This window comes from Allobosea sp. FBZP-16 (assembly GCF_002831785.1).
GTDB lineage: Bacteria > Pseudomonadota > Alphaproteobacteria > Rhizobiales > Beijerinckiaceae > Allobosea > Allobosea lupini.
Window position 1 is genome coordinate 183,847 of record NZ_LNCQ01000029.1, and the last position, 17,711, is coordinate 201,557.

Sequence of the window (17,711 nt, forward strand, 5' to 3'; positions counted from 1 at the left end):
GGCTCAGGCTTCCTTGAAGCCGTATTCCGGGATGCCCTGCCCGTTGCCGTAGTATTTGTACGGCAGGAACTTGCCCGACATCCCGATCTTGACGCGGTCGCCCTTCGGGTTCGGCTCGCGCTCGAAGGAGATGTTGAAGTCGATGGCCGACATGATGCCGTCGCCGAACTCTTCCTCGATCAGCGCCTTCCAGGCCGGCCCGTTGACCATCACCATCTCGTAGAAGCGATAGATCAGCGGGTCGGTTGGCGGCATCGGCGTGCCCGTGCCGCGATAAGGCACTTCGTTGAGCATGCGCTCTTCCATCTCGGTCAGGCCGAACAGCTCGGCCGCGGCCCTGGCGAGCGGCTTGACCAGCTTCATCTGGCCCAGCAGCGCCCCGACGATCAGCACCTCGGACATCCCGCCGATCTCCGAGGTGATATGCTTCCAGGTCCAGCCCTTCTCGCGCTTGATGTCGAGGATCTTCTCGGTCAGCTCTTCACGTTTCATGGTCTGCATCCTCTCGATAAAGATCGATCTTTGGCGCCTGGGGACAGCTCAGGCCGCGCGCGAGCCTGAGGGAGCCGTGCTTCCGCTGGCGGCCGGCCGCACCACTGGGGGGTGCCTGCGGTCGTAACCCGCCGGGATCGCGTCCTTGAACGTCTTCGAGCGGAAGACCAGGAAGTCGATCAAGTGGTTGCGGATGGCGTAGTAGTCGGGGTGATGATGGATCTCGGTCCGCACGCGGTTGCGGGGGAGGGGGTTCTCGACGATCTCGGCCACCATCGCCTGCGGTCCGTTGGTCATCAGCACGATACGGTCGGCGAGATAGATCGCCTCGTCGACGTCGTGGGTGATCATGAAGGCGGTCTGACCGGTCTCCAAGCAGATGCGCCGGACCTCGTCCTGCAGCGTTCCGCGTGTCAGGGCATCAAGCGCCGAAAAGGGCTCGTCCATCAGCATCATCTTGGGCTCGATCGACAGCGCGCGTGCGATGCCTACGCGCTGCTTCATCCCGCCCGAAAGCTCGGACGGCTTTTTCAGTTCGGATCCCTTGAGGCCGACCTTCTCGATGAAGGCCATCGCATGGGCCTGCACCTTCGCCCTCGGCCAGTCGCGGTGCCGGGCCGCGACTGCATAGGCGACGTTTCCGAGCACGGTGCGCCACGGCAGCAGGGAATGGCCCTGGAAGATCACGGCGCGATCCAGCGACGGGCCTTCGATCGCCCTGCCGTCGACGATCGCTGCGCCGTCATCGGGTGCATCGAGCCCGTTCAGGATGTTGAGGACGGTGGTCTTGCCGCAGCCGGAGTGGCCGATGACACAGGCGAACTCGCCCTTTCTCATCGAGAACCAGAGATCTTCGAAGATCGTCGTGGTTCCGCCCCCGCTCTTCGGATAGCGCCGGGAAATGCCCTCGATCGAAATGAATTTGGGGTTGGCCGACAGATCCTGCATGACGCCGCTCAATCCGGATAGGTGACGGCGCGCTGGAACCGCGCCAGGGTCTGGTCGAGGAGCATGCCCATCACGCCGATCACGAAGATGGCGACGATCACATTGGTGATCGAAAGGTTGTTCCACTCGTTCCAGACGAAGTAGCCGATGCCGGTGCCACCCACGAGCATCTCGGCTGCCACGATGACGAGCCAGGCTATGCCGATCGATATCCGCATGCCGGTCAGGATCGTCGGGGCCGCGGCCGGCAGGATGACGGTGAAGGCGCGCCTGACCGGGCCGACCTCGAGGGTGCGCGCCACGTTCAGCCATTCCTTCCGCACGGCCGATACGCCGAAGGCTGTGTTCAGCAGCATCGGCCAGACCGAGCAGATGAAGATGACGAAGATCGCCGAAATGCCCGAATCCTTGATCGTGTAGAGCGCCAGCGGCATCCAGGCCAAAGGCGAGATCGGCTTGAGCACCTGGATGAATGGGTCGAGCGCCTTCGAGATCAGTGGCGACATGCCGATCAGGAAGCCGAGCGGGATCGCCAGCAGAACCGCCAGCGCATAGCCGAGCAGCACCCGTCCGAGCGAATAGGCGAGCTGGATTCCGAGCCCCTTGTCGTTGGGGCCCTTGTCGTAGAAGGGGTCCTTCAGATGCCCCCAGATCGTCTTGGCGACATCGAGCGGTCCGGGCATCGCGGACTTGCCCTGCGTGACCTGCTGGCCCATCAGCTTGGCGTATTCCGGATCGATGTTGGACGCTGGCCCGCTCCCGCCCAGCGTGGCGATCTGCCAGGCGGCCAGGAAGACGAGGAGAATCGTCAGCGACAGGACCGAGGCGCGAAGATTGGGGCTGATCGTCATTCTACCGCTCCGTCACCAGCGCGTCAGCTGCGCTTGATCGGGAAGCTTTTGAGGTAGTCCTCGGGCTTTGCGGCGTCGAAGGTCTTGCCCATCATCACGATGGTCTTCGAACCCGGAGCCGGCGGGGTCAGCCCGACCTCCTGCATCAGCTTGGCGGTATCGGTTGCGAGATAGACCTTGGAGGCGATGCCGGCATAATCGACGTCGCCCTTGATCTGGCCCCAGCGCTTCATCTGCGTCAGCATCCAGACGGCGAAGCTGTCATAGGGAAACGGATCGAAGTCGATGCGGTTGGCGTCGCGCTTCACCTGCCCCAGCCCGTCCGCATAGGTGCCGGTCAGGATCTGTTCCAGCACCGTCACCGGCTGGTTGAGATAGTTCGCCGGCGCGATGGCCTCGGCGATCGACTTCCGGTTCTCCTGCTTGGAGGCGAAGGCTGTCGCGTCGATGATCGCCTTGAGCAGGGCGCGATAGGTGTTGGGCTGGCTGGTGACGAACTCCTGGCTGGCCGCGAAGCCGCAGCAGGGATGGCCGTTCCACAGCTCCTTGGTCAGCAGATGGATGAAGCCCACGCCGTCGAAGACCGCACGCTGGTTGAAGGGGTCCGGCCCCAGGAACCCGTCGATGTTGTCGGCGCGGAGATTGGCGACCATCTCCGGCGGCGGCACGGCGCGGATCTGGACGTCGGTATCCGGGTCGAGCCCATGCTCGGCCAGATAATAGCGGAGCAGGTAGTTGTGCATCGAATAGTCGAAGGGCACCGCGAATTTGAAGCCCTTCCAGCTCTTCGGATCGCGCTTGTCCTTGTGCTTCATCGACAGCGTGATCGCCTGGCCGTTGATGTTCTCGACGGCCGGCATCGTGTACGGGATCGGATTGGATCCCGCGCCCATCGAGATCGCCAGCGGCATCGGCGCCAGCATATGGGCGGCGTCGTATTCCTTGTTGATGGTCTTGTCGCGGATGACGGCCCATCCGGCGGTCTTGATGACCTCGACGTTCAGCCCGTGCTTGGCGTAGAAGCCCATCGGCGAGGCCATGATGATCGGGGTCGCGCAGGTGATCGGAATGAACCCGACCTTGAGGTCCTTCTTTTCGATGCCGCCGGTCTGAGCGAGCGCCTCCGTGGCAAACCCGATCGGAAAGACGGAGGCGATCGCGGCGGCGGCGGTGGAGGCGCCCAGCGTCTTGATGAACAGCCTTCTAGCCTCGTCCTGCGGGAAAACCGCTCTCATCAGCGCGTTCTCGACGACGCGGCGATAGGTCGTCTCTTCCGAAGGCGCGGCGACAGTCTCGGCGCGCATCGCCTGATTGTGAGCCGCCTCGCTGTCATGCCGCCCGCAGGCGCAGCCGCGGACCAGTCGGCGCGTCGCGTCGAAAGCGTCCTTGAACAAAGCCATCTGCATGCCCTCCGGCTGGATTGGATCTTCAGTGTCGATCCAGCAACCTTCGGGCCAACTCCGGCCATGAGGCTCGATGCAATGAAATCAGCGGCTTGCAGCCTGATGAGGTTTGACGATATATCGTGAATTACGAAATATCGTGCGCCTGTGACGAAATCTCGTGAATCCGGAGCGGATAGAGTGGGGCAGAATCCGGTGTTCGATACCTTCCCCGAAGCGCTCCTCCAGATCGATCTCGGCTCCGGGGCGATCCTGGCTGCGAACCGGGGGGCGGCACAGTTGCTGGGGCGGAGCGTTCCATCGCTCTGCACCCTCGGCATATTCGATGTCTTCGTCGACCAGCGGCCGGCGGTCACCGTCTTCAGCGACGCCGTATCGGCGCAGAAGCAGTGGTGGACGCGCGATCTCGTCCCGGCGCATCCATCCGGCCGCCGGTTGGCTGTGGAATGCGCCGGGACGATGCTGGCCCTGACATCTCCGCCGGTGATGCTGCTGACCCTGTTCGACCTGGAGGCGCGCCACAAACGCGACCTCGATGCGGAAGCGGAGGCCTATCAGCGCGGCGGGCTGTCGGAATGGCTGCGCAGCGAGCGCCTGTTTCAAGATATCGAGCGCGGCAACCAGCTGATCCTGCGCGCGGCGGGAGAAGGAATCTTCGGCGTCAGCACCGATGGAAAGACCACTTTCGTCAATCCGGCGGCGGAAAAGATGCTCGGCTGGGATACCGGAGACCTCGTCGGGCGCGACATGCATGCGATGGTGCATCACCACCGCCCGGACGGCAGCCATTACCCCCATGAAGAATGCCCGATCTACGCCGCCTTCCGGGACGGCGCCGTCCACCATGTCGAGAACGAGATGTTCTTTCGCAAGGACGGGTCCGGGTTCTGGGTAGAATACACCTCGACCCCGATCCGCGACCGCGGCCGCCTCGTCGGGGCCGTGATCATTTTCCGCGACGTCAGCGAGCGCCATGCTGCCGACGAGCGGCTGCGCGCGGCCCTGGCCGAGGTGGATACGCTGCGCGAAAGGCTGCAGCATGAAAACGCCTATCTGCAGGAGGAGATGCGCATCGAGCGCAACCATGGCGGCGTCATCGGCCGCTCGGCCGCGATCCGGCGCGTGCTCAGCCAGGTCGAGCTCGTCGCCAAGACGGATGCGGCCGTGCTGATCACGGGCGAATCCGGCACCGGGAAGGAGCTGATCGCCAATGCCATCCACGAGGCGAGCCGACGCAGCGCGAGGCCCCTCATCCGCGTCAATTGTGCCGCGATCCCGCGAGAGCTGTTCGAGAGCGAGTTCTTCGGCCATGCCAAAGGCGCCTTTACCGGCGCCCTGCGGGACCGGGTCGGGCGGTTCGAGCTGGCCGATGGCGGCACGCTGTTCCTGGACGAGGTCGGCGAGATCCCGATCGAACTGCAGGGCAAGTTGCTGCGCATCCTGCAGGAGGGACAGTTCGAACGTGTCGGAGAAGAGCGGACGAGGCGGGTCGATGTCCGCATCATCGCGGCGACCAACAAGGATCTGCGGCGAGAGGTCGATGCGCGTCGTTTCCGAGAGGACCTGTATTTCCGTCTCGACGTCTTTCCGATCGCCTCGACCCCGCTGCGTGACAGGCCGGACGACATCCCGCTCCTGGCCATGCATTTCCTCGAAGGCGCACGACGCAAACTTAAGGTCGAAGGCCTGACGTTGAGCGAGGGAGATGTCGCCCGACTGCTGGCCTATGGCTGGCCCGGCAATGTCCGCGAACTGCAGAATGTCATCGAGCGCGCGACCATTCTGGCACGCAATGGCCGCCTTGTGATCGATCTCCCTTCTTCTAAACCGCGATCGCCCCTGGTTCCAGCCGAAGCCTCCACGAACACCTTGATCATGACCGAGGCCGAGCGTGTGCACCGCGATCGGCAAGCCATCTTGACTGCGTTGAGCATGACGGGTTGGCAGGTTAGCGGAAAGCTCGGGGCTGCCGAGCTTTTGGGGATACGGCCTACTACACTCGCGTCGAGAATGAAGGCGCTTGGAATTGTCAGAAGGCGTATCGAGTGATGCGACCAGCGTCAATTTGGGCAATTCGCGCCATTCGCCGACGTTGGCGCCCCGTCCGAAAGCGGACGCCGATCCTAGCGCTCATGGCGCAGGATTGGCGTCAGAGCCTCCCGAGGCAGTCCCGTCAATCCGCCTCGGACTAGGCACGACTATCGTCCCTTGTCGAGGAAGGCGCGGATCATGGCCACCGTGGCAGCCGGATTTTCTGCCATGATCTAGTGGCCGGAATCGGGGATGACGCCTTCGGTCACGTCGCTGGCTGCAGCCCGCATCACCGCCGCCATCGCGGCGCCGAACGACTTCTCGGGACACTCGATTTGCCTGACATGATCGGTAGCACCGCGCCACATCCGGACATTCAGAAGCGGCTTGGAACCGGACATTCAAAGCCGAGGGAGCGAGCAGTTTTACCCGGCAAGTTGACAGCTACCACGCACCGGCTGGGCTTTGCAGGCTCCGCCGCTCAGCCTTCGCCGATGCTTCTCGTCACCAGCCGGTTCAGCCTTTCGGCGAATGCATTGGCGTTTGCCGGGCGCTCCCCATCCAAGACGCGAGCGGTATCCAGTAGAAGATGCGCGACGTCGCTGCGCAGCGCGCCATCCTCGACGGCGGCGAGAGCCGCGACTACCGCATGACGCGGGTTGACCTCCAGAATCGGCTTGGCCGCGCTGTCGATCCGGCCGGCAGCATTAAGCAGGCGCTCGAACTGGCGATCGGGTCCCTGGTCGGACGCCACGAGGCACACGGCGCTCTCGGTGAGCCGATCCGAGGCCCTGACATCGGCGACCTCGTCCGCCAGGGCTTCCTTCATCGACGTGAGCAGAGCGCCGATCTGCTCGCTCGTCTCGGCGGAAGGCGCCGCCGCGCCGTCGAGCAGCGGGATAAGGCCGAGATCGGCGGCACCCTGCGTCACCGACTTGAACGGCTTGCCCTCGAAATCGGGCGCGGCCGAGACCCAGAAGCTGTCGACCGGATCGGACAGCAGCAGCACCTCGATGCCGCGCGCCCGGAAGCCTTCTAGCTGTGGCGAGTTGGCGATCCGGCCGACATCGTCGCCGACGATATAGTAGATCGCGGTCTGGTTTTCCTTGAGGGCGCCGACATAGTCCTTCAGGCTCCTCCAGCCCTCGCCGGACGCGGTCGTCCGGAAGCGGGAGAGATCGAGAAGCTGCGCGCGGCGCTCGAAATCCTCGTAGAGCCCTTCCTTGATGACCGCGCCGAAATTCTCCCAGATCCTGGCGAAAACCTCGGCGTCCTGTCCGGCCAGCTTCGCGAGATCGGAGAGGATGCGGCTGGTGACGCCCTTCTTGATCGCACCGAGCAGCGGGCTGTTCTGGATCATCTCGCGGGAGACATTCAGCGGCAGGTCGGCGGTGTCGACGATGCCGCGGACGAAGCGCAGATAGCGCGGCATCAATTCGGCTTCGTCGGTGATGAAGACGCGCTTCACATAGAGCTTGATCCGCCCCTTGCGGTCGGCATCGAAAAGATCGAACGGGCGCGCGCCCGGCACGAAGACGAGCGCGGTGTATTCGTGCCGGCCCTCGGCACGGAAGTGGATCGTCGCGGCCGGCTCGTCATACTGCCCGGCGACGCTGCGATAGAAATCGGCGTATTCGTCCTTCGAGATCTCGCTCTTCGGCCTTGTCCAGAGTGCGGCGCCGTCGGCGAGCGTGGCCGGCTCCGCTCCCGGCTTCTCGACCAGCGCGATCGGCACCGGCACATGGCCGGACTGCTCCTTGACGATACGCTCCAGGGTCCAACGCTCGGCATAGGTCTTGGCATCGTCCATCAAGCGGAGCGTCACCCGCGTCCCGCGCGCAGGAGCTTCCTCCAAGGCAACCGGCGCCACCGTGAATTCGCCCTTGCCATCCGAGGACCAGGCCCAGGCCTCGTCGCTGCCGGCGCGGCGGCTGACGACCTCGACCTCGGCGGCGACCATGAACGCGGAATAGAAGCCGACGCCGAACTGGCCAATCAGCTGGGCGCCGTCCTTGCCGTCGGCGGCCGTGACCCGCTCCATGAAGCTGCGTGTGCCGGAACGGGCGATGTTGCCGAGCGCCTCGACCATCTCGTCGCGGCTCATGCCGATGCCGTTATCCGCGATGACGAGCCGGCCCGCCTCGGCATCCGCCTCGATGGTGATCGCGAGCTTCGGCTCCTCGCCGAGCAGCTCGGGTTGCGCGATCGCCTCGTAGCGCAGCTTCTCGCAAGCGTCGGCGGCGTTCGAGATCAGCTCGCGCAGGAACACGTCCCGGTCGGAATAGACCGAGTGCACCATCATGTGCAGGAGGCGGGAAACGTCGGCTTCGAAGCTGCGCTGCTCAGCGGTCGCGGTTGTCATCGGTTCGTGTCCGGGCAAATCTTCAAGAAGAAGGAGGATAGCAATAGCAAAAGAGTTCAGGACTGGGAGCGATAACGCTCGACGGCGCGTAGCGCCAAATCCTCCTCGTCCTCGGCGAGGCTCGCAAGTGCCGTGACGAGGTGAGCGAGGCGGGTCCGCGCGCGCTCATGGGTGTCCGCAGGAAGCGCAGGCTTGATCTGCGCCCATGCCGTTTCAACGGCTGCCTGCGCGCGCCAGCTCGATCGGACCGCTCAGCGATGAGAAGGGCATATCCTGCGAACTTTCGAAGCATAGAGGCGCCGATGCGGAGTCGTGGGCGCCGCGTAGCCGCGGCGCCCGGGTTGCATCAGTAGTCCATGCCGCCGGCCGGCATCGCCGGAGCGGCTTCCTTCTTCGGGAGCTCGGCGACCATCGCCTCGGTGGTGATCAGCAGGCCGGCGACCGAAGCCGCGTCCTGGAGTGCCGTGCGCACGACCTTGGTCGGGTCGATGATGCCGGCCTTGACCAGGTCGCCGTACTCGCCGGTCTGGGCATCGTAGCCCCAGGCGTAGTCGGACGACTCCAGGAGCTTTCCGACCACGACCGCGCCATCGCCGCCGGCATTCTCGACGATCTGGCGGGCCGGCGCGGTGATCGCCTTGCGGACAATCTCGATGCCCGTCTTCTGGTCGTCATTGCCGGCCTTGAGGCCTTCCAGCGCCTTGACGGCGCGCAGGAGCGCAACGCCGCCGCCGGGGAGGATGCCTTCTTCCACCGCGGCGCGGGTGGCATTCAGGGCGTCGTCGACGCGGTCCTTCTTCTCCTTGACCTCGACTTCGGTCGCGCCGCCGACGCGGATGACCGCGACGCCGCCGGCGAGCTTGGCCAGACGCTCCTGGAGCTTCTCGCGGTCGTAGTCCGAGGTCATCTCCTCGATCTGCGCCTTGATCTGCGCGACACGGGCCTCGATCTCGGTCTTCTTGCCCGCCCCGTCGACGATCGTGGTGTTCTCCTTCTCGATGCGCACCTTCTTGGCGCGCCCGAGCATCTGGAGCGTGACGTTCTCCAGCTTGATGCCGAGGTCCTCGCTCACGGCGGTTCCGCCGGTCAGGATGGCAATATCCTCGAGCATGGCCTTACGGCGGTCGCCGAAGCCGGGCGCCTTGACGGCCGCGATCTTGAGGCCGCCGCGGAGCTTGTTGACGACGAGGGTGGCGAGGGCCTCGCCTTCTACGTCCTCCGCCACGATCAGCAGCGGCTTGCCGGTCTGCACCACCGCTTCCAGCAGCGGCAGCATCGCCTGGAGACCGGAGAGCTTCTTCTCGTGGATGAGGATGTAGGGGTCCTCAAGCTCGGCGACCATCTTCTCGGCATTGGTGATGAAGTAGGGCGAGAGGTAGCCACGGTCGAACTGCATGCCCTCGACGACGTCGAGCTCGGTTTCGGCGGTCTTGGCTTCCTCGACAGTGATGACGCCCTCCTTGCCGACCTTCTGCATCGCCTCGGCGATCATCGCGCCGATGGTGCGGTCGCCATTGGCGGAGATGGTGCCGACCTGGGCGACCTCCTCCGAGCCGGTGATCGTCTTGGAATGCTCGCCGAGCGACTTCGTCACGGCCTCGACCGCAAGGTCGATGCCGCGCTTCAGGTCCATCGGGTTGATGCCGGCGGCAACGGCCTTGGCGCCTTCGCGCACGATCGCCTGGGCGAGCACGGTCGCGGTCGTAGTACCGTCGCCAGCGGCGTCGTTCTGCTTCGACGCCACCTCACGCACCATCTGGGCGCCCATGTTCTCGAACTTGTCGGAAAGCTCGATCTCCTTGGCGACAGTGACGCCGTCCTTGGTGATGCGCGGAGCGCCGAACGACTTCTCGATCACGACGTTGCGGCCCTTCGGACCCAGCGTGACCTTCACGGCATTTGCCAGCGTATCGACGCCGCGCAGCATCCGCTCGCGCGCGTCCTGCGAAAACTTCACGTCCTTCGCAGCCATGATTCCTCACTCCTTCAGACTTGAGGTTTCAGGTTGATAATGTGGAATGAAGACCCCGTCAGGCGGCCTTCTTGAGGGTCGCAGTCGTCTCGACGACGCCCATGATGTCGGACTCCTTCATGATCAGGAGATCCTGGCCATCGATCTTGACCTCGGTGCCGCTCCATTTGCCGAAGAGGACGCGGTCGCCGACCTTGACGTCGGGCGGCACAAGCTTGCCGGTCTCGTCGCGCGCGCCGGCGCCGACCGCGACGACCTCGCCCTCCTGCGGCTTTTCCTTGGCGGTGTCGGGGATAATGATCCCGCCTTTGGTCTTCTCCTCGGCGTCGATGCGCTTCACGACGACGCGGTCATGCAGTGGCCGAAACTTCATGAGTTCCTCCAGTTTCCATGTCGGTCACATGTCAAAGCGGGCCGGCCCTGTACGGGTCTCGCGGCGAGGTTCCGCGCGCCCCTGAGGCGCCGTGCCCGCGCGATGATCTAGGTTGCCCGATTTTTGCCTTCAAGAGGCTGGCAGCACTTTTTTCAATCGAGTGCTAACGCCTTGAATTCGTGGAGCTAGCTGGAATTTTTCGGCTTGCGGACGCATTGGATTTGCGCTGCCATGAGCAACGCAACCATGGAGCTGAAAGGAATGGCTTCCACCGACTTCGCCCGCCAGATCGCGGGCTATGGCCTGACCACCGCCGGCATCCTCTATCGCCTGCCCGACCACCCTTCGATCCTGCAGGAATTCATCTGGCAGGACTATGATCTCGCCCCGCGCTTCCCCGAGCTCAACAAGTTCCTCGCCTTCTGGCAGGCCAAGCTCGACGGCAAGCTGTTCCGCATCACCGTCACCCATAAGGACCTGATCGGCCCCGCCGATCTCAGCGCGGTGAGCGGTGAGTTCCGGCTGCAGTAAGGGGGAAATCGCTTCGGCGCTCGAACCTCTTGAAGCTCAACCTCCGGGACCCAAATTCATCCCGCGCGCCTCGCGCAGCAACTGAAAGGAGCTTTTTGGAGGACCCACCGATGAGCCAGCCATTGACCGCGCTCGTGCCGCCCGCTCGCCCGGATACCGACGACGCCGCCCTGGACCGGCTATTGCACCCGAGCCGGTTCTACGAGCGTCCGCGTGATGTCCTGCGCGACATTTCGCTTCCCAACTCGGAAAAGCGGGCGATCCTGTCGTCGTGGGCATCCGACGCCTGTGCCGTGGACTCATGCCCCGCCTTGCGACACCCACCTTTTGCCTCTCACCCGATCGGCTTCGACGAGGTCATGGACGCGCTCGCATTGCTCGATCGCGGCGAGAGTGGCAGGCGGTTCGACAGGGCGAGCAGATATGCGACGCCCAGCGACCTCCTGTCCCTGTAAGCATGGAGGTTCACGTGTCCGCTGTCGAATTCATCCAGCGCAGGCGGCCTCTCGACAAGGCAGGGCTGGCTCGCCTGACCGCACTGGCGATGCTCGCAGGCGCGAGCGGGTTCATCCTCGCGATCATCGTGACATGACCTGAGCCCCGCCTAGCTTTCGGCGGGGCAGCTCTGGCTTCAACGGTGCCGGTTCAACCGGGAAGCGTCGTCGCCAGCGCCTTTTGCGAGGCACCAAACGGGTCTCTCAAAAATTTACACCCCTCTTGAACCGCGCCTGACCCGATCCAAATCGATTGTTGCCGATCGCCTTTTGCGGGATCGGCCGGTCAAGCCGGCGTCGGTTAGACCTCGGGATGACCGACTTGTACCCATGTTGCTCAATGGAGGATGTGGTTATGAGAACCGTCTTCGATTTTTCTCCCCTGTATCGGTCGAGTATTGGCTTCGACCGCTTATTCCATGCGCTCGAAGCTGCTAACCGGCAGGATCCGGCCGGCAACTGGCCGCCCTACGACATCGTCAAGACTGGTGACGACGACTATCGCATCACGATGGCCGTGGCCGGCTTCGCGCGGGACGAGCTGGCGATCACGCACGAGCCGAACCTGCTGATGGTGTCGGGGCAGCAGGCCGGCCACGACAATGGCCGATATCTCCACCACGGCATCGCCGAGCGAGCCTTCCAGCGCCGCTTCGAGCTCGCGGACCATGTGAAGGTGGTGGCCGCCAACCTCGAGAACGGTCTGCTGACGGTCGATCTGAAGCGCGAGCTACCGGAAGAGATGAAGCCGCGCCGGATCGAGATCGCTACCGGCGCCGCACTGCCGAAAGCCGATCGGCCGCAGATCGATACCGAGAAGCGCGCAGCCTGAGCAGAGGCTGCCTTAAGTCCGACGCTAGACGCCGGGCGAGGCGCCCGGCGTCGCAAGCGCATCCTGCATTTGAACGCAAGGAGGACTGCTATGCGCGTTCGAGATCTGATCCCCTGGGGTCGCGACAACGGCCACCGGGTCCCCACGCTTTATCGCAATGATCGGCCCAATCCCGTCTTTGCGCTTCATCGCGCGGTCCCCCAAAGGCGAGAAGCGAGCCGATCGTGAAGACAAGGAGAGACAGTTTTCGGAGCAGTACTACGGTCGCTTCGGGCGTCGTATCTCTCTCGGCTACGAGGTCGAGCAGGACAAGATCGATGCCCGCTTCAAGAATGGCGTGCTGACGGTCGTCATCCCCAAGAGCGAGAGGGCACAGTCTCAGGTTCTGGCGGCGCGCCTTGGGGGCGCCATCAGGGTCTCAGCCGTGGCCCGCTCACCTTGCCTCTCCGGACATGGAGAAGATCTTCAGCGCCTGCCGGTGGCAGTTCAGCCATAGGTCTTCGCCCGGCTTGGCATCCCGTCCACCACGCTGCTCGATCGTGACGAGGTCTCCGTTGGCGAGCTTGCAATGCACGTATCGCGTGCTGCCGAGATATTCGGCGAACTCGACCTGCGCCGGCAGCGCATTGTCCTGCCTGTCCGTGATCGACCAGTGCTCGGGGCGGATGCCGAGCTTGATCGCTTCCTGCGACCTGGCAGGCATGGGCCGATCGAGCTCGATCTCTGTCCCTGCGATGCTGATGCGGGTCGCCGTCAGGCAGGTTCCGTCGATGATGTTCATGCGCGGCGAGCCGATAAAGCCGGCGACGAAGAGATTGGCGGGGTTCTCGTAGACCTCCCGGGGCGAGCCGACCTGCTCGATCCTGCCGTCACGCAGCACCACGATGCGGTCGGCCAGCGTCATCGCCTCGGTCTGATCGTGGGTGACATAGATCATCGTATTGCCGAGCTCGCGATGGAGCCGCGCGATCTCGACGCGCATGCTGACGCGCAACTCGGCATCGAGATTGCTCAGCGGTTCGTCGAACAGGAAGACCAGCGGCTTGCGTACGATTGCGCGCCCGATCGCGACGCGTTGCCTCTGACCGCCCGAGAGCTGACCGGGCCGGCGGTCCAGCAATGGTCCGATCTTGAGAATCCCGGCCGCCGCCTCGACCTGCCGCCGGATCTCCGCCGCCGGCGTTCGGGCAATCTCCAGGCCGAAAGCGAGGTTCTCGCGCACGCTCATATGCGGGTAGAGCGCGTAGGATTGGAAGACCATGGCGATGCCGCGCTTGGCCGGGTCGAGATCGGTGACGTCCCGACCGGCGATCAGGATGTCGCCGTCCGTTACCTCCTCCAGCCCGGCAATCATACGCAGCAGGGTCGACTTCCCGCAGCCGGACGGGCCGACGAAGACGATGAACTCGCCGCCTTCGACCTTGAGATCGAGGTCATGGATGACGTCGACCGAGCCGAAGCTCTTGCGCACGCCCTTGAGCTCGATGGTGGCTTTTGGCTGTGCCGAGTTATGCTGCGCGCTCATCGGCCGCCCCTGATCCAGACCAGCATCTCGCCGGGTTCGCGATTATCCCAGAGGTGATAGGGTACGAGACGCGCCGTCATCGTGGCATATTCCGGCGGATGGTCATCGTAGAGCCGACCCTCCCGCTGCGGCCACTGCTCGCGCCGCACCGGCAGGTCGATCGCCACCGCCCCGCCGAGATCGGGCACCGGAACCGTCTTCGCGGCCGAAAGGTCTTCCGGCACGATCAGGGCGTTGAGGTCGGCTGCATTGTCGACCTCCTCGGCGCAATAGATCAGCGGCCCACGCGCGATCGCGACACGGCCGAGATCGGCCTTCACCGCTGGGTGGGCATGAAGCGCGCGCACCGGCATCGGCAGGTCGAGCGCGATAGTGTCGCCATCCTTCCATTCCCGGGCGAGATGCAGATAGCCGTCGCCGTTCTCCACCATTGGCACAGCCTCGCCGTTCAGCGTGACGGCGGCCTGGCCGCACCAGCCCGGCATTCTCAGCGACAGGGTGAAGCGCGCCGGCCGGTCCAGCCCGATGGTGATGTCGACCCGACCGTCTGCCGGATAGTCCGTTTCCTGCCTCACCGTCACCGCGGTTGCGCCGGCGCTGAGGCGCGCCGTACTGGCGCCGTAGAGGTGTACGGCGATGCCGTCCGCCGAGATGCCGTACATATAGCTGCCGATCGCCGTCACCGTGCGGGCGATGTTGGGCGGGCAGCATGGGCAGCGATGCCAGCTCCAGCGATGGTGGCGACCGCGGCTCTCCAGCGGGTTGTCGTAGAAGAAGCGCGAGCCGTCGATCGAGAGCCCCGAGAGAGCGCCATTGTAGAGCGCCTGCTCCATGATGTCGGCATAGCGTCGGTCCGGCCCCCGCCCGAGCATGCGGCTCGCCCACATCATCAGCGCCACCGCCGCGCAGGTCTCGGCATAGGCGCTCTCATTGGGCAGGTCGTAATAGTCGGTAAAGCCCTCATTGCTGGCCGCCGGGCCGATGCCGCCGGTGACATACATCTGCTTTGAGGTCAGGTCCTCCCAGAGCCGGTTCAGCGCGTCGGTCAGGCTGTCGTCACCGAACTCGGTCGCGACATCGGCCATCCCGGAATAGAGATACATCGCCCGCACTGCATGGCCGACGACCTTGCCCTGCTCGCGCACCGGCAGATGCGACTGGTTGTAGGTGTAGGTCTTGTGGCGCCACTGCGCCGGATCGACGCCGCGTGCCGCCGCCTCGACGTCGAAGTAGTGCGGCTGCTGGCCGCGCTGCTCGATGAAATAGCGGGCGAGGTCGAGATAGCGCTGCTCGCCGGTGGCGCGACCGAGCCGGATCAGCGCGAGCTCGATCTCCTCATGCCCGCAATAGCCCGGCTTCTGGCCAGGCTTCGGCCCGAAGGTCTCGTCGATATGGTCGGCATAGCGGCACATCACATCGAGCAGCTTGCGCTTGCCGGTGGCGTGGAAATAGGCCACGGCCGCCTCCATCAAATGCCCGGCGCAATAGAGCTCATGACAGTCGCGCAGATTGGTCCAGCGATGGCCCGGCTGCATCCGGACGAACCAGGAATTCATGTAGCCGTCCGGCTGCTGGAGGCCCGCGAACATCTCGATGATCGCGTCCATCTTCGCCTCGAGATCGGCGTTAGGCTTGCGGTAGAGCGCATAGGCTGCCGTCTCGATCACCTTGGCGACGTCCGAATCCCAGAACATCTGGACATTCACAGTGTCGGGCGTGCCATCGGCACGCATGTGCCAGGGCATCTTCACAGGCGGCACCGGCCGGGCCGGATCGATCTGGTCGAACATGCCGGCCGCGACGCAGCGGTCATAGAGGATCATCGCCGTCCTGTCGGCGACAGCGTCGATGCGCTCGCCCCAGAAGCCGCGAACGTCGACGTCGGGCACGGCTGGTGGCCTGTAGCCGCTGGCCCGGGGCTGATCGTGAGAGGTCATGCTGTCACCGCTTGGTTGTCGGGAAGGTTCACTTGACGGCGCCCGCGGTCAGACCGCGGATGTAGTAGCGCTGCAGCAGCAGGAAGAGCGCGAGGCACGGCGCCATCATCAGCATCACGCCGGACTGCACTGCGCCCCAGTCGATGGTGCCGAACTGGCCGGAGCGGACTGCGGCCATCATCACCGGCAGGGTGTACTTCTTCTGGTCCGTCAGCAGGATCAGCGCCGCCAGGAACTCGTTCCAGGAGGCCAGGAAGGCAAAGATCGCGACCGTCGCGACGCCCGGCAGCACCAGCGGCAGCATCACCCGGCGCAACATCAGGAAGACCGAGGCGCCGTCGACGCGGGCCGCATCCTCGATCTCCTTCGGCACGGCGTCGAAGGCGTTGCGCATCATGAAGATCGAGAAGGGCAGATGCAGCGTCACATAGATCAGGACGATGCCGGGCAGCGTGTTCTGCAGGCCGAGCTTGGTCAGGATCAGGAATAGCGGCGTCAGGATCGACTGGAACGGGATCATCACCGTCGAGATGATCAGCACGAACAGCACGTTCTTGAGCGGGAACTTGAAGCGCGAGAAGCCGTATCCCGCCAACAGGCTGATAACGACCGTGACGGCCACGGTCGCAGCGGCGACGGTCAGGCTGTTGCCGGCATAGGTCCAGATGCCGACGCCATATTTCTGCAGGTTTTCGTAGCTCTGAGTGCTGAACCCTTCCACAGGCCAGGGTGGCAGCGGCGGACGCGCGGCTTCGGCCGATGGCTTGAACGACACCAGTGCGCTCCAGGCGATCGGCGCAACGAACAGCAGCGAGATGAAGAGCCCGATCGTGTGATAGCGCGTCGCGGCAAAGAGGCGGCGACGCGCTGTGGCTGACTTGCGGTTTGACATCACGCGCCCTCCGGCGTGCGCAGCAGGCGCAGTTGCACCACGCTGATCGTGACCAGGATCACCAGCAGCACCATCGACATCGCCGCGCCGTAGCCGAGGCGGAAGGAGACGAAGGACTGGCTGAAGATCCAGTAGACAGCGGTGACCGTGCTGTTCTGCGGTCCGCCATCGGCGATGATGTAGAACTGGTCGAAGGCGAGCACCGAGCCGGCGACCGAGAGGATCAGAGCCAGGGCGATGGTCCGTCGCATCAGCGGCAGGGTGATGCGGCGGAAGCGTTGCCAGGGCGAGGCGCCGTCCATCCGCGCCGCCTCCTGCACCTCCGAGGAAATGCCCTGCAAGCCGGTCAGCAGGATGATCATGTTGAAGCCGGCCGTCTTCCAGACGACCATGACGATGATCGACCAGAAGGTGGTGTCGAAGGAGGCAAGCAGGTTGACCGGCTTCTCGGTCAGGCCGAGCCGGTAGGCCAGGGGCGAGAACAGGCCGACATCGACATTCATCAGCCAGGCCCACAGCAGACTGGCCGAGCCGAAGCCGACGACGACCGGCAGGAAGATCGCAGTGCGATAGAGCTTGGTCAGCGGCCGCGCCTTCTCGACGAAGAGCGCCAGCGGGAAGGCGACCGCAAAGATCGCGATCGTGACGATCACCGTGTAGTAGCCGGTGAAGCGCATCGCGTTCCAGAAGCGCTGGTCGCTAGCCAGGTTGAGATAGTTGGTGAAGCCGATGAAGCGCGGCCGGCCGAGCAGCGGCCAGTTGTGCAGCGACATCCAGAACGCCATCCCGAGCGGAACGAGGAAGAACACGATAACCAGCAGCACAGCCGGCGCGACGAACAGCAGCCCGGCCAGTTGCTGACGGCGCAGGCGTGCGCCGCGGCGTTTAGCGGATCCTGGCTTGGCGGGAACTGGCGGGGTCATCTCGAGTGATCCGGCAAGGTTGGGAGGGCGGGGTCCGGCTGCCGCTTCGTCATTCCGGCACGGCCCGCGGGCCCGGAACCCAGAACCGATGCAATCGGAATGAAAGTCGAGCGTCATCCGCAGCCTCCCGATCGGGCGCATCGGT

The 17,711-nt window shown here is 64.5% G+C and carries 17 protein-coding genes and 1 pseudogene; 6 read left to right on the plus strand and 12 right to left on the minus strand.

The genetic code is table 11. The annotated features are described in order from the left end of the window. Positions 1–3: 3 nt before the first annotated feature. Genes cynS through CXY91_RS15605 form a run of 4 tightly spaced genes read right to left on the minus strand, consistent with a single transcriptional unit; the run spans position 4 to position 3,691 of the window. On the minus strand, positions 4–492 hold the full coding sequence (gene cynS / locus CXY91_RS15590) for a cyanase (protein WP_091836888.1): 489 nt from the start codon (positions 490–492) through the stop codon (positions 4–6). A gap of 48 nt (positions 493–540) precedes the next feature. Further along, entirely contained in the window at positions 541–1,440 is a 900-nt protein-coding gene (locus CXY91_RS15595) for an ABC transporter ATP-binding protein (protein ID WP_091836886.1), read from the minus strand. A gap of 8 nt (positions 1,441–1,448) precedes the next feature. Then, positions 1,449–2,291 (minus strand): nitrate ABC transporter permease, encoded by an 843-nt coding sequence (ntrB, locus tag CXY91_RS15600; protein WP_091836883.1) that lies wholly within the window; start codon positions 2,289–2,291, stop codon positions 1,449–1,451. A gap of 23 nt (positions 2,292–2,314) precedes the next feature. Next, positions 2,315–3,691 carry a CmpA/NrtA family ABC transporter substrate-binding protein gene (locus CXY91_RS15605; RefSeq protein ID WP_100962363.1) on the minus strand — a complete coding sequence of 459 codons (1,377 nt, stop codon included), beginning with the start codon at positions 3,689–3,691 and terminating at the stop codon, positions 2,315–2,317. Between the two features lie 198 nt (positions 3,692–3,889). Here CXY91_RS15605 and CXY91_RS15610 point away from each other — a divergent pair, with 198 nt between their 5' ends. Further along, positions 3,890–5,743 (plus strand): sigma 54-interacting transcriptional regulator, encoded by a 1,854-nt coding sequence (locus CXY91_RS15610; protein WP_248307507.1) that lies wholly within the window; start codon positions 3,890–3,892, stop codon positions 5,741–5,743. 215 nt (positions 5,744–5,958) lie between these two features. Here CXY91_RS15610 and CXY91_RS31250 read toward each other — a convergent pair whose 3' ends face one another. The 4 genes from CXY91_RS31250 to groES all read right to left on the minus strand — a co-directional run bounded on the left by CXY91_RS31250 (position 5,959) and on the right by groES (position 10,432). Beyond that, positions 5,959–6,126 carry a hypothetical protein gene (locus CXY91_RS31250; protein ID WP_199777475.1) on the minus strand — a complete coding sequence of 56 codons (168 nt, stop codon included), beginning with the start codon at positions 6,124–6,126 and terminating at the stop codon, positions 5,959–5,961. A gap of 80 nt (positions 6,127–6,206) precedes the next feature. After that, positions 6,207–8,087, minus strand: coding sequence for a molecular chaperone HtpG (gene htpG / locus CXY91_RS15620; protein ID WP_100962242.1), 1,881 nt, complete (start codon positions 8,085–8,087; stop codon positions 6,207–6,209). 346 nt (positions 8,088–8,433) lie between these two features. Further along, positions 8,434–10,059 (minus strand): chaperonin GroEL, encoded by a 1,626-nt coding sequence (gene groL, locus CXY91_RS15625; protein WP_100962243.1) that lies wholly within the window; start codon positions 10,057–10,059, stop codon positions 8,434–8,436. Between the two features lie 58 nt (positions 10,060–10,117). Next, complete coding sequence (gene groES / locus CXY91_RS15630; RefSeq protein WP_100962244.1) at positions 10,118–10,432, minus strand: co-chaperone GroES; 315 nt, start codon at positions 10,430–10,432, stop codon at positions 10,118–10,120. A gap of 261 nt (positions 10,433–10,693) precedes the next feature. On the opposite strand from groES, the gene CXY91_RS15635 reads away from it, so the two are divergent. From CXY91_RS15635 to CXY91_RS15650, 5 genes and pseudogenes are all read left to right on the plus strand, one after another. Then, positions 10,694–10,963, plus strand: a complete 270-nt coding sequence (locus CXY91_RS15635; RefSeq protein WP_465246862.1) for an usg protein — start codon at positions 10,694–10,696, stop codon at positions 10,961–10,963. A gap of 110 nt (positions 10,964–11,073) precedes the next feature. Then, on the plus strand, positions 11,074–11,418 hold the full coding sequence (locus CXY91_RS15640; RefSeq protein WP_100962245.1) for a hypothetical protein: 345 nt from the start codon (positions 11,074–11,076) through the stop codon (positions 11,416–11,418). Positions 11,419–11,432: 14 nt separating this feature from the next. Then, positions 11,433–11,555: a hypothetical protein gene (locus tag CXY91_RS31140; RefSeq protein ID WP_282569384.1), complete on the plus strand. Its 123-nt coding sequence runs from the start codon at positions 11,433–11,435 to the stop codon at positions 11,553–11,555. A 257-nt stretch (positions 11,556–11,812) separates the two neighbouring features. After that, a complete protein-coding gene (locus tag CXY91_RS15645; protein WP_100962246.1) occupies positions 11,813–12,289 on the plus strand; it encodes an Hsp20 family protein in 477 nt (158 codons plus the stop codon). A gap of 90 nt (positions 12,290–12,379) precedes the next feature. Next, positions 12,380–12,674: pseudogene (locus CXY91_RS15650) on the plus strand (Hsp20/alpha crystallin family protein); the annotation flags it as partial. Positions 12,675–12,722: 48 nt separating this feature from the next. On the opposite strand, the gene CXY91_RS15655 reads toward CXY91_RS15650, so the two are convergent. From CXY91_RS15655 to CXY91_RS15670, 4 genes are read right to left on the minus strand one after another with little or no spacing between them, the layout of a single operon-like run. Then, positions 12,723–13,814, minus strand: coding sequence for an ABC transporter ATP-binding protein (locus tag CXY91_RS15655; RefSeq protein WP_100962247.1), 1,092 nt, complete (start codon positions 13,812–13,814; stop codon positions 12,723–12,725). Next, positions 13,811–15,751, minus strand: a complete 1,941-nt coding sequence (locus CXY91_RS15660; RefSeq protein ID WP_100962248.1) for a glycoside hydrolase family 127 protein — start codon at positions 15,749–15,751, stop codon at positions 13,811–13,813. Before CXY91_RS15660 ends, CXY91_RS15655 begins: the two co-directional genes overlap by 4 nt. A gap of 28 nt (positions 15,752–15,779) precedes the next feature. Continuing rightward, positions 15,780–16,643, minus strand: coding sequence for a carbohydrate ABC transporter permease (locus CXY91_RS15665; protein WP_091836857.1), 864 nt, complete (start codon positions 16,641–16,643; stop codon positions 15,780–15,782). Then, positions 16,643–17,566, minus strand: a complete 924-nt coding sequence (locus CXY91_RS15670) for a carbohydrate ABC transporter permease (protein ID WP_091836855.1) — start codon at positions 17,564–17,566, stop codon at positions 16,643–16,645. The genes CXY91_RS15665 and CXY91_RS15670 overlap by 1 nt, the downstream gene beginning before the upstream one ends. Positions 17,567–17,711 lie beyond the last annotated feature (145 nt).